11 protein-coding genes are annotated in these 13489 nt (G+C 38.5%); 1 reads left to right on the plus strand and 10 read right to left on the minus strand.

Translation table 11 applies throughout. The features are described from left to right. Positions 1-24: 24 nt before the first annotated feature. From E4K67_RS05610 to E4K67_RS05650, 9 genes are all read right to left on the minus strand, one after another. Entirely contained in the window at positions 25-1269 is a 1245-nt protein-coding gene (locus tag E4K67_RS05610; RefSeq protein ID WP_135545442.1) for a hypothetical protein, read from the minus strand. A 132-nt stretch (positions 1270-1401) separates the two neighbouring features. Beyond that, on the minus strand, positions 1402-2025 hold the full coding sequence (locus E4K67_RS05615) for a C40 family peptidase (RefSeq protein ID WP_135545443.1): 624 nt from the start codon (positions 2023-2025) through the stop codon (positions 1402-1404). Between the two features lie 16 nt (positions 2026-2041). Beyond that, positions 2042-3136, minus strand: a complete 1095-nt coding sequence (locus tag E4K67_RS05620) for a GGDEF domain-containing protein (RefSeq protein ID WP_158408398.1) — start codon at positions 3134-3136, stop codon at positions 2042-2044. 354 nt (positions 3137-3490) lie between these two features. Next, the gene (locus E4K67_RS05625) at positions 3491-4591 is read right to left on the minus strand and encodes an HD-GYP domain-containing protein (protein WP_135545445.1); all 1101 of its coding nucleotides are present in this window, start codon (positions 4589-4591) and stop codon (positions 3491-3493) included. Between the two features lie 14 nt (positions 4592-4605). Continuing rightward, entirely contained in the window at positions 4606-7467 is a 2862-nt protein-coding gene (locus tag E4K67_RS05630) for a response regulator (RefSeq protein WP_158408399.1), read from the minus strand. Between the two features lie 318 nt (positions 7468-7785). Next, a complete protein-coding gene (locus tag E4K67_RS05635; RefSeq protein ID WP_135545447.1) occupies positions 7786-9048 on the minus strand; it encodes an aminotransferase class I/II-fold pyridoxal phosphate-dependent enzyme in 1263 nt (420 codons plus the stop codon). A gap of 307 nt (positions 9049-9355) precedes the next feature. Next, complete coding sequence (locus E4K67_RS05640) at positions 9356-10051, minus strand: epoxyqueuosine reductase (protein WP_135545448.1); 696 nt, start codon at positions 10049-10051, stop codon at positions 9356-9358. A 344-nt stretch (positions 10052-10395) separates the two neighbouring features. Further along, complete coding sequence (locus E4K67_RS05645; RefSeq protein WP_135545449.1) at positions 10396-11589, minus strand: SAM-dependent methyltransferase; 1194 nt, start codon at positions 11587-11589, stop codon at positions 10396-10398. 229 nt (positions 11590-11818) lie between these two features. Beyond that, positions 11819-11923, minus strand: coding sequence for a DUF1657 domain-containing protein (locus E4K67_RS05650; protein ID WP_338031840.1), 105 nt, complete (start codon positions 11921-11923; stop codon positions 11819-11821). 253 nt (positions 11924-12176) lie between these two features. Between E4K67_RS05650 and E4K67_RS05655 the strand changes: the two genes are divergently transcribed. Next, on the plus strand, positions 12177-12410 hold the full coding sequence (locus tag E4K67_RS05655; protein ID WP_243454338.1) for a DUF6199 family natural product biosynthesis protein: 234 nt from the start codon (positions 12177-12179) through the stop codon (positions 12408-12410). Positions 12411-12531: 121 nt separating this feature from the next. Here E4K67_RS05655 and E4K67_RS05660 read toward each other — a convergent pair whose 3' ends face one another. Then, on the minus strand, positions 12532-13284 hold the full coding sequence (locus E4K67_RS05660; protein ID WP_135545451.1) for a nitroreductase family protein: 753 nt from the start codon (positions 13282-13284) through the stop codon (positions 12532-12534). Between the last annotated feature and the right edge of the window lie 205 nt (positions 13285-13489).

The raw sequence follows: 13489 nt of genomic DNA on the forward strand, positions 1-13489 counted from the left end.
AAATTTTACAATTCCCTCTGCGAATTACCGCCTTGCAAAGTGCTCCATGAGCTTTGCCCAAATACGTTGCGTGTCTAGAAATTCACGATAATGCTTTTCGACATTTCCATGATATTTCTCTAAATCAGCCAAGACTTCCATAAACTCTGGCTTTCCAAAATAAGCGCAGATTTTTGGCAATGTCTCCTTGAGCTGTTCCCGCATCTCTTCGATCTTTTCTTCATATTGGTCCCGCTGAGTGATATAAAGCAGTAATGGCTTATAACGAATCCAGCCTATACACGCCTTGTAAAAGCGGGTGGTAACCTGCTCTGTGTCAGCTTTGATGAACTTCAAGCGGAGGGGGAGAACACCTTCTAAAAGGTCATTATATGTAGAGAATCCGTCATGGAATGTGTAGCATGGTACGCGCAAAACTTTTCGTTCACTTAGACATGTACTTAAGAAAGTATCCTCTCCTCTAGCTCCTGGTGGATTGTAAAACGGAAATATCCGGCGAGGATTGGTAAGGTTAATGCCTAAGTTAGCTCCTGAGATGAATTTGGCATGGTTTGATTCCTGTACTTCTATAGCCTCATCGCTAGTCAATATTTTTGTATCGGCATACGTTACCCCGCCGTTTTTCATAACAATTTTCAAGGTATCCCAGTTAACGATATCATTACTGATCGCCTCAATAAATGAACGGAAATTCTCTTCAGTCATCGTATCATTAAACTCAATATAAGGAATTGGTGATATATAACCACAGTGATTTCCGTGAGTGATGTCCGCTTGAGTAATATATTTAAGATGGTTTGTCAGGACCTCCTGACCTCCCCAAATTGCAGTATTTCGAGTATTGGTCACTGCCATCGGGTATTCGTCATCGTCTAGAAAAACGAGATAGTCCATCTTCAGCTTTATTGCGTTATAGAGCACAGCATTACGTTTGGCTGCATACCCCTTGCCAAAAATCATGCGAACTTCATTAATATTGATGACGTTTTCTCGAATCAAATAGTCAATTTCTTCTTTAATAGCAACGCTTCCAATAAATGTACTACCATCAATTTGCTCAACGAGTTCTGGATCTACATCAGTGTAATCCGTTATTTCCGTTTTGTTATAAATAAGATCATATGCAACAAAAAGATTTAAACTAATCTCTTGATTATCTACTAGACCGGATTCCTTCCAAGTGTGGATGTAGGTTCTTAGAACCTTTTGAAAACTCTTTCTTCCAGTCGCAAAACCAATTCCAAGTTTTATAGCTTTATTTCCATGCATATAATCACTCCCTTTCAAATAAAAAAATAGCCGTAAAGTCTAGTTTGATATCATTATAATAATTTAATAATTATAACATAACTAGAAAATTATAGCAAAACAACCCGCTGCGCTTTTCGGCAATTCCTTACTTCAAACTAAAGTCATAGGGACTTCATTCTCAAACAATCCTTTTTGCAACTTCAAAAACTTGCCCTTAGATGTAAAATCCTTTGGCATATAGGCATTATATGGGTACTTTGTATTTATAAGCCCCAGTTCTTGGTAAACAAGGGCAATCCATTCACTACAAAAAAAGTTGTCCTTATTGGCTTTTATTCTAAACCATCTACCAATTATCACTTCCCAAATCATCTTTGTCTCTTTGGGATCAGCAATACCGTAGTATTTTTTATGTAAGTTTAATATTGTATCTGTCATACCAACTCTTTCTACTTGCAAAGGTCTATAGGCAAACTTAGGAGAAACATAAGGTTTAACATCTTCACCATAATGATTAAGTCGTTCATAGAGATTCACAATTTTGGGGCCTGCCATAGTTTTATTAGGGTTGTCTGTTACTAGATCTTCTAGATTCGTCAAAGTCGTTGATTCCAAAAATAATGGATCAGCGAAACCTTCCACGCGAATGACCATTCCAACATGCGAGTATGGGCACTTCTCAAGCTTTTCTATGGTTTTACTAATAGGATATTCCCCTTCAAATAAAATCAAATCCCCTGTATTCATTTTATTCTTGAGTTCATCGTAGCGCATAACATTCTCCTCTATTCTAACTTACAATTTGGGCTTTGCCGCCATTTTTGGCTTTATACATTGTCATATCAGCGTTTTCAACAAAGTCATTGTAATTATTTTCAGTTAAAGCTATTAACCCGATACTCCCCGTTATACTAGTGCCAGTTGGTCCAACTTGACGAACCGAATCAAGAATTCTTATACAAATAATATTAGCTTCAGCTACCGTAACACCTGGAAATAATATTAGAAATTCATCTCCGCCATATCTGGCCACAAAATCGTGCTCTCGAACATTTTCTTTTATTATTTTCGCAACGCTTTTCAGAACTTGATCACCCATAACGTGTCCATATTGATCATTAATCTTCTTGAAATTGTCGATGTCTAGGACAGCTAAGCATAAATTGCCTTTGGACGCTCTACTTAACTCCTTCTGTCTTTCAATAATGCAAGAGATCGTCTGATGATTATAAAGATTGGTCAACCCATCATGTTCTGCCATGTATTTTAATGTTCGAAGCTGATTATTGATTTTAATCTTGTCTAAGAAGATCGTAACATTCTGCATATATAACATTCTAGCAATAATAACTACAATAATATTCAAGATAACCGCATTAATGATGGACCATTTTACAAACTGTGTATTTGGTTGTACAATTCGCATACCAATTGCAAAATAAATAAAACATAAACTATTAATAATTATATAATATCTATGGGAAATTCTAATAATAGCTGTAGAAATATAAAGCGCCATAATATAGATTGAAATATCAGAAACCAAGGCTTGGGCTGCTAAAGTATTGGCTACAGCTAATACTGTTGTGCCAAATAAGGCAAATACAACGATACCTCTAGAAATCTTAAACAATTTATACTTTTTAAATAGCCATAGTAGAAATGCAAGAAGTAAACATATAGCAACAAATAATAATTTAATCAACATAATTATCTGAATACCTTCTGTACTAGCTTCAAAAAACATTTCACCCAAAAAGAGAATCATCTCTATAGCTGCGATAATTAAAAACAAAGTAATCATTCTCGCAGAATTCATAGAAAATAGGTGTTCACGAAACTCTTCTTGATGCTCATTTGGGATCTGATTTAATGCAAATTTCAAGAATGAACACCTCCACCCCATTTGAAAGCATGCTATGGTAATAAATATTCGACAAATTGTCAAATGTATTCTTTCTCGACATCGAAATATGCCATGATAAAAACCTTTTTTTGACTAAAGATTGCTGTCTTTGCTGCGTTTATACTATCTACCTAACACAGTCTGTACATAAATCTATAACTTTCTGGCTATTTTTATAAATAATAACATAACACAAATAATACCATATATATTATGAGAATTTTGTCGCAAATCGAAAATGATAACTTATTTGTTTGAAGCTTTTCCATGGCGGGATCATCCAAATTAATTCCAATTATAATTCTCAAATTTTCTCGTTAAGAAATACTCTATCTAACATTTCTTAAGCATTTCACCTTCATCCGTGAAATCAGCAAATTCCAGTGCAATACGACGAAAATCATCCTCAAATTGAAGAAATAAGTCTACAATTTCGGGATCAAAAGTAGTTCCCCTACCCTCCCTAATTATATCTACAGCTTGGTGATGGGAAAGGGCAGGTTTATATACGCGTCGAGTAATTAGGGCATCGTATACATCGGCCACTGCCATTAGCCGTCCGGAAACAGGAATTTCTGCGCCTTTAAGACCTTGGGGATAGCCTGAACCATCCCATTTTTCATGATGAGTGTAAGCCATCTCCTGGGCGATCTTGAGAAATGAATTGGGACCCAGCCTCAATGATGAATCAGTAAGAACATCCCGTCCGTGGACAGCATGGTTTTGCATTTCGGTAAACTCTTCCGGGGTTAACTTACCTGGTTTCAGCAGAATACTATCCGGCACTCCTACTTTGCCGACATCATGTAAAGGGGCCGATTTCCAGAGATGTTCAATCATTTCCTCACTCAGGAAGGATTTGAAACTTGGATGGTGTTGGAGTTTTTCGGCCAAAAGACGGACATAATGTGTGGTGCGCTTAATATGACAACCTGTTTCGGGATCACGGTATTCCGCCAAAGAACCTAGCGTTTCAATCGTGACATCACGAGTGATCATTAGTTCGCTTGTTTTTTCCCGCACCATCTCTTCTAGTTTATCTCTATAGTTTTTCACTTCTAGGTGATTTTTCACTCTAGCCCTAACCAAAGCTGGATTAAACGGTTTGGTGATATAATCAACAGCCCCTAGCTCTAAACCAATCGCTTCATTTTCATCGGCGGTTAAAGCCGTCACAAAGATAACGGGAATGTTTGCGGTTTTCAGATTGGCTTTAAGTTTAGCGCATACTTCATAGCCATCCATTTCTGGCATCATGATATCTAGCAATATTAGGTCTATGGATGGCTCCATCGCCACAATTTTTAAGGCCTTCTCTCCGTTGATCGCCACCGACACATCGTAGCGATCCCCTAAAATTTCCATCAAGATATAAATATTTTCCGGCGTATCATCGACAATTAGTACCTTTTGTTGTTCCGCAAACGATGTCATTTTTTCAGTCCCATCTATAAAGAAATTTCCAAGGCCAAGGCAATCGCTTTCAATTTACATAAGGCACTGTCCATATCAAACATATCCACATCTTTCTTAAGTTGTTGAAACTGTTTTTCTACTTTGGTATTACTTAAATGACTATCTAAAACTGAAATTTGTTTCACAGATTTTAGCGAGCCGCTCTCCAGCATTTGCGCTAGATTAATCAATAGGGGCCGTACAATAGCTGCATCGACGACACCCATAATCATTTTTGCCTTCGGTATGGAAGCAAACCCTTCTTCAAATGCTCTTATCCCGTCAGTTACAATGGTAAGGGACGCAGTAAACTTTGCGAGCAGAACATCAGTACCAGCAATACTTCCTTGTGTCAGTGACGCCTCTAATTCCGAACTGGCAGTTGCCAATTGATCTGCCCCTATATTGGCAGCCACCCCTTTCACGGTGTGTGCCAGTCTGCCCGCTGACAGGTCATCACCTTTGGCTAGAGCAATTTTGATGTTATCCAGTGTATCGACATTACCAGCGCGAAATTGAAGGAGAAGCTTCTTATAAAGTTCTCGGTTGCCACCCAACCTGGCCAATCCGGGAGCGAGCATTATACCAGGTAATTCCGGCCAGGGCAGATCGTCCGTATTGCTCCACTCGTGGTTTAATTTGCTGGTGCCGGAGGGTGGCCAGCTACAAGTCTCGATCCATTTTGACATGGCCCTCAAAAGTTCATCTGGATTGATAGGTTTGGTTATTTGATCGTTCATGCCAGCCTGAAGGCTCTTTTCCCGATCTCCGCTCATCGCATATGCGGTCATGGCAATCACCGGCAGATTTGCCCAACGGAGGTTGCTCCGAATTTTATACGTAGCTTCATAGCCATCCATCACGGGCATCTGCACATCCATAAGTACTACGTCGTATTCAATCTCTTCCAGAGCTTCTAAAGCCTTCAATCCATTTGCGGCAATATCTACTTCCAAGCCCATTTGCTGCAATATTTCCATTGCTACCTGCTGACTGATTTCATTGTCCTCAACCAACAGGATTTTGGCCCCCTTGATATCCGCAGACCGATCCGAAATCAAACCCACTTGGCAATCATGACTTGACACAATGGATTTGTCCCTGTCAGAACTAAATACATCCATCACAGCATCAAACAGCTGGGATTGTGTTACCGGCTTGGTGAGACGTTTAATTATCCCGATTTGACTAGCTTTATCAGCCAGTTCTGATAGTTCATAGGCCGTAATCATGATGATCTCCGGCTTATAGTCTATTTCAGCCATGGTCTTAATCCGGCGGGATGTTTCCAAACCGTCCATACCGGGCATTTGCCAGTCCATAAGCACCAAATCGAACCTGTTAGCCTGATCTTTCTTAAGTGCAGCCAGTCCTTGCTCCCCGGAGCCAACGCCCACAGCTGAGAAATGCATAGTTTCTAGCATATTTATCAAGATCTCCACCGCAATAGGGTTGTCGTCAATAACTAAAACCTTAATATTTTTATTGTTCCGACGAGTAAGCACTGTTTGATTGCGTTCTACTGGTTGACCATAGCCGAATACTGCTGTAAAGATAAAAGTGCTCCCTTTGCCGAGCTCGCTCTCTACCCAGATCCTGCCACCCATCAGTTTCACCAGCCGTTCACAAATAGCCAACCCCAGACCCGTACCACCATATTTGCGAGTGGTGGAAGCATCCGCTTGGCTAAAAGCCTGGAACAGCTTGTTTTGTTGCTCTTGGGCCAAACCAATACCGGTATCACTGACCGAAAACTGCAGGGTGACCTCTTGCTCATCCTTTAGCAAAAGCTCAATCTTGACAACAATCTCACCTTTGTCCGTGAACTTGATAGCGTTATTGGTCAGGTTAGTCATAATTTGTCCGAGTCGGAGCGGATCTCCCCTCAACCCTTGCGGCACATCTGCCGTGTATTGGAAGAGTAGCTCGATGCCCTTTTGGTTGGCCTTCATATTGAGCATGTTGGCCAAATTGATCAGTATTTCATCCAAACTGAAGTCTACTACCTCGAGAACCATTTTGCCGGCTTCGACTTTGGAAAAATCTAGGATTTCATTGATAATCCCCAACAAAGCCTGAGCTGAGAACTGGATTTTCCCTATATAATCCTGTTGTTTAGAGCTTAAATCGGTCTGCAACGCCAAATATGCCATCCCGATGATCGTATTCATAGGCGTACGAATTTCATGGCTCATGTTAGCCAGAAATTCACTTTTGGCCCGTGTTGCCGCTTCTGCCACTTGTTGCTGATGTTTAATCACCTTGTTTTGGTAGAACATTTTGCGGGAAGCTCGTTCTAAACTGTTGCCACCTACGATGCAAGTGATTTCAATCAGCCATACAATAACGGAGAGTAGGGCAATATTGGCATTTTCATGGACTACTGGTATCAACATCGAACCTTGGTAAGCAATAACATAGAAAAGTGTGGTAAATAGCGCAATTTTAAACCTAAGGCGCAAAATAAAAAAGGCAAATAAAACAACCGCAATTTCGCCACAAATAGTGAGAATGTCATTTTTTAACTCAAAATGCCCCACATAAATAAACATTAAGCCCGCAAGGCCGTTGGCCAATGCAGTTAATGGTTGAAAATACTTTATATAACGTGGAGAGGATGTTACTAGTAAGATAAGGGTGAATAGCGGGTACAAAAGGATGACTATGGCCAACGTCATGTGAAGAAAATTTTGGGGATAGTTTAGATAACAAAATATATTCAGAACGAACCACCCGAGAAAGGAAAGCGAAATACCAATTCGGTTAAACACACGGGTTTCGTAGTCATAGGAATATTTAAACTCGTTTTCTAATTCTAAGTCCTTGAAACTCAAGCTCAATGGATGAAGCCGCATCTTTAACCCCCTGTCCTTAGGTAGCATATTTTAAATATTCTTCGCTACTCGGATAGTTCAGCTCAGCAATTATTTTTTTCTTTATAACAAAGGTACCCTATAGAGCAGTTTATTTTTTAAACCATTACTCCATAGGGTTATATTGCCAAAACGATCTTTCGAATCGCTTCAGAGCCGACCTCCAGTCCACCTCCCTGGCCTTCCTACGAACCAGTTTAAATAGACTTCATTCCGGCATAAAGACACTTTTTTCTGTCTTGAAATAGTCCAAGTATATTGATCAACTAACAAATTCTGCTTGCTATTAAGTTGTCTTTTTCAAATTATTTGATATTTATTACTTATGTTTTCTAAGGCCTCAACCGTGTAATCTATTTGTTCCTTTGTGTGTGCATAATTTACTAGAAGTCTTATTCTTCCTTCATTTGCTTTAACTGCAGGAAAAACAACCGGTGTTGAATAAATACCTTTCTGATAAAGTTCATCAACTACCATTCTTAATTTATTATGATCTTCAATAAATATAGGAATAATTGGACTTTTACTATTTCCTAAATTAAATCCTTTTGAAATTAAAGAATTCCTCATATACTGGTTTTTAGCGTGCAGTTCTTTTATTAACGAAGGATCATTTTCGATTTCATCTAGAGATGCTAGAACTACAGCTGCATCTGCTGGTGTTAAGCATGCTTGAAAAAGATAAGCATCTGACCATCTCAATAATGAACAATATTTTTGTTTTGCCGCAAAGAAGCCCCCTATGGAAGCCGTAGCCTTAGATAGTGTTGACATAATAAAATCTACTTCATCGGTTACACCTTGTTCGTAACAATATCCCTGTCCCTTTTCACCATAGATTCCAAAAGTATGTGCTTCATCAACATATAAATAAAAACTACACGATTTCTTTAGACTAGTAATTTCTTTCAATGGAGATAAGTCCCCGCTCATAGAATATGCAGATTCAACAACAACAAAAATATTTTCATATGAACTTTCATATTTTTTTAACTTTATTTCTAAATCAGCTACATCATTATGCTTAAAGGAAATCCATTTAGCCTCAGATAATTTAATCCCATTTAATATTGATGAATGACATTCTCTATCGAAAATAATTAAATCCTTGCTACCAACTATATAAGAGATCGCTCCAAGATTTGCACTAAATCCGGTAGGGAAAAGAACAGCCTTTTCTTTTCCTACAAGTTTCGCAACTCTTTTTTCTATTTCTTTATGTAAAGAACTCATACCACATGATGACGCAGCTGTACCACATCCAGTTCCAAATTGACGAAGGGCAGAACAAGCTTTTTCAATAACATTCGCATTTCTATTTAAACTAAGATAATGATTAACACACCATAAAATACATTCTTTTTTAGTACCGGAATGTTCAGTAACGACATTCATAAAAGTTGATGCCCCATTTTCCAGATATCGATCATATGCATTACCAGAGCTTTTATTCTCCTTATCAATAAAAGCTTGAATTAATTTAGCCCTTTCCTCAATATTGGAGATTTTTTCTTTTTTTAGATACATTAATACTTCTCCGATAGAAATAAATTCACAGTCCATTTACAGCAGCTCCTTATAAATAGAAATATTATCAATGTTAATATTTTGTTTAAAGAGTTCGGATAAAAACTCCGATTCCACCTGATACTTTTTAAATAATCCCCTTCTAAATACATAGTATATTCCACATTATTCTTCCATTTCCTCTAAAGATAACAAAGAAAACCAAGATAAAACAAATATGGCCAGACCGTCCAAAAGACGACCTAGCCTATTTCTATTTGGTTTATCATTTACTTGTTTACTGCTCCCTATCTACACAGCCTTTTGATTGACATATACAATTCATCTGATGTAAAGACGTCCACTATCTCGGTTTTCCCCAGGGACAAACACTTATACAAACTCCACAGATGGGTTTGCCGATTTCGGGCCGTTTCGCAAAATCTTCATTTACTTTTTCCACACATCGCGAAAAATGAAGGGCCTCATCTCTCGTTTGAGGATGGTCTTCCCAGGAACCGCCCTTTATAGCATTGGCGGGGCATGCATCTTGGCATTTTCGACATTTACCACATCGATTGTGTAGTAAATGATCCTCCTCAAGTGGTGCGTTTGTCAGTAATGTAGCCAAACGTACGCGTGGGCCGTACTTTGGAGTAATAAGCAAAAGGCTTTTTCCCTGCCAACCGAGACCTGCAGCCTTAGCCATTGCTTTATGAGATAAATGCCCCATCCAGTTAACCTTATCTACAGTTTGTGAAGCGGGGATGGCAAGGGCTCGGAAGCCCTCTTGAATGATTTTCCTTTGCAGTCGTAGATTAATGTCATCTAAGAGAATATTCGCAGCCAGATAATGATGAAGGTATAGTGGCGTTGGTTCATTCTTTATTTGCTCAAAAACATCTGGCGAAAGTGCAACAGCAATAACGATAGCATGAGTGTACGGTTCCATAAGTCCATGAGGTAAGGTTGGAAGGCCCTCCACACTCCGTAAGTCTGCTATCCCGACCAAATCTGCCCCTAGTTCAATAGCCTTTTGCTTAATTTCTAATGCAATCACTTTAATACCTCCACTAATTGAACCAATTCAGATTCATTAAGATACCTTCTCTTTAATTTCTTAAATTTAAAATTCTTCATGAAATAGAAAAACCCTCTTTTCCAATTAGAATTCGGAAAGAGGGTTTTATTTATTAACGTCAAGCCATTTAAATCAAAATATATTTCCCTTTACGCCACCTGTCTAAAAAGGATTCAAAATGAACTGATTAAAGCCGTTTGGTCATGCATTCCATCAATCACGATATGCACTACCATACAATCTACGTACCCTATCATATTGAAAAGCTATATTTTTATATAGTCCTATTATCATTTAGTTATTATTATCCATAATTTAAATGATCAAGGATATAAATACTCGCGTGTCAAAGGCCACGAGTTATTTACTCCTTTAGTAAACAAGAACTGATGGAGATCAATGTTACCGCAGTGGAAAGAAGCAGCACAGGAATTGAGATAGAGACGCCACATCCGGATAAAAGTTTCATCTTTCATTTTCTGGATTATGGGGAGAGACTTCTCAAAGTTTTGGGCCCAATGCTCCAAGGTTCGAGTGTAGTGTTCACGAAGACTCTCTAAGTCTATAAGGTAGAACCTATTGGAGGCCATCAGCGAAACCAGTTCTTGCACAGCAGGAATATATCCGCCGGGAAAAATGTATTTATTGAACCAGCTATTAATTGCCGATTCTTCGTATCCTGTAATACAGTGTAAGAGAGATACTCCACCTTCACTCAGGAGGTTTTTTACTGTTGAAAAATATTCCTCTAGGTGTTCCTTGCCTACGTGTTCGATCATCCCAACGCTTACAACTCGGTCAAAATTTCTGCCCTTTATTTCTCTATAGTCCATGAGCTGGACTTCAACTAAATCCTGTAACCCTTCATTTTGAATTCTTTCCAAAACCCGAGCATATTGTTCAGAACTTAGCGTGATACCCAGAGCTTTTACCTGATAAGTTTTCGCTGCAGTAAGAATAAGTTCTCCCCATCCACAGCCAATATCGAGTAATGTTTGCCCAGGTTGTAAGTTGAGTTTGCCTAAAATATGATCGACTTTGTTAATCTGAGCCTGAGTCAATGTATCTTCGGGCGATTTAAAGTAGGCACAGGAATAAGTCATGGTCTCATCTAACCATAAACGGTAAAAATCATTTCCTATGTCATAGTGATATTGAATATTCTCTTTGCTCTTAATAATATTATTAGTCTTAATAATATTATTAGAAAGTATTTTAGCCCATTTTACATAAGGATTTTTCTGGTTAAGAGGACTATCTTGTTTCCTATAGATGGATTCTATGACTTTTTGGACACTTCCTTCAATATCTATCTTCTTTTGCATATAACCTTCTCCGAAGGCTAAAGAAAGGTCACTAATAATTTCTTTTTTCCCAATCGGTTCGTTGAACCCGATCCGGAATTGAGCCTCCCCTTCTCCATAATTCACCACATTACCATCCCAATATCTTACTTCACACGGATCAGCAAAAAGATTTTTCATGAAATTCTGATAGAATACCTTATCAAGGTTCATATGTTCCTCCCTCAATGTCATTTCGTCCCGCACCATGGTTATCTAGGCAAGACTTGATCTTAAAGGATCTCCTCCCATCATTTTCAAACAAGATGTCCCCTAGAGAAGGTCACGATTAAATGGTACTTATCTTCTGTAACTCAAGGGCTTTCTATACTTTTACATAAAATAGAAACAAAGTACTAATAACTCTACTTTATTTCTATTCAATTTTTATTGTTGTTATTACTTATACTGTTTGCACTGTATACGTACTTAACGTTCCCCGAGCTCCCTTTAAACTAGCTAAAGTTTGTTTTACTTGAGAAGCAACCGTCATGTTATCTCCCCTCATTCAGTCTACCTTATTATTCCAATAGCATACTTTTTGATTCATATTTTCAATTGGTAAGTAAAGGCAAGTTTTAAAGCATAGAGGCCCCCACCGTTACCATGAGGACCAAAATGAATAGGCCAAGAGTTTTATTGAAAGTGATGTTGCCTCAGGACTTTCGAAGCTCCCTTATATTTTTTCATTCATTTAGTAAAAGATGAATCCACCGATGATATAATAAAACAATGCCACTTCCCCTGAAGGAGGAGAACATATGAATGAAAATCCTTTCAATATTATAAACATATTAACAACACTTTTTATGTTAGTATGGATTGCTATTGCCATGAGTAATGCAATAAATCCCAGGTTCATGTGGAAAATTACAGAAAGTTGGAAAGCTACAAAAGAACCCCAGGCTTCCTATTTTATGATTAGACGTGTTGCTGGAGCTGTTTTTTCGATAATTGGAATTGTATTTCTTCTTTTTGGCCGTTTCTCCCGCTAACTATTAGGGCTACTAAGTCGGTCCGCCCTTCCCCATCTTCCAATTATCAGGGCGGACTTGATTCAACGATTTCGTACTTTTGCCATCTTGGACTCCCAAATAATAACTTATTATCTCATTGCTAGTTACTAATTTTGACCTTCGCCATGAATTCATACCCACTTGGCACGGCATCCTTTTCAAAAGAATAACTTGCCACTTTGCCTTGATGATCAACTGAGAGCCACAAATGAAAAAGTGCAATACCAATATCAATTTGATTCATCTTCCCATATACCTGTGCTTTGAGAATATTCAACTTCTTCCGGCTCACTGTAATAAGCTCTAAATCTCCACTAAAAAACCACGTCTGTGTATTAGAGGCTGATGGAGCAAGGCGAACAGGCTCAAGTAATGCTTCCGCACCAGCTACACTTGAAATTTCAGGCAAATTTTTACGCTTAAATTCGGAGGTATTTGCTCTATGAATTGGTTCCATGGTATTTCCGAATGAAAGCATGATCACAAACTCCAATCCGTTCATAAGCATGGGTACGCCTTTTGCTGGCTTTGCCATCCCCAGCCAGCAACTTGCGAGATTGTTCTCGGATAGATACAAGTCAACCTGCTGAAGCAAAAACCCCGCATTCATTAAATAGTTTCCCTTTTTCTCAGAATACAGGCAAATATAGTGCGGAGCTTTGATAGGAAGGAGATTCTTTACATCAGGGGAACCCAGGTAGGTAAACTCATAACGGATACTTTCGTCAAGCGGCTTGGTGACGCTAACAAATTCTTGTAACTTTTCAAGTGTGTCAGCGGGGAGCGGCGACATGTCATATTTTCGGATGGACCTCCGGCGAAATATAGCGTTATAGAGTTGAGAATTTGTCATAGCGTTTCCTCCACAAATCAATCTTCAATTGCTCAGATATTTTAGCATGCTCAAATAACCCACTAACAATTTTGTACAGTAACGTGTGCTACACCATTCCATCATACACTCTGTCACGCTAATAAGCCAAGGCTACGGAAAATGAGTTAATAGCAGGGAATTTTCAGTTGCTCATCCACTGTTTCTTTAAAAACCTCAAGACTTT

The organism is Desulfosporosinus fructosivorans, assembly GCF_004766045.1.
Lineage (GTDB): Bacteria > Bacillota > Desulfitobacteriia > Desulfitobacteriales > Desulfitobacteriaceae > Desulfosporosinus > Desulfosporosinus fructosivorans.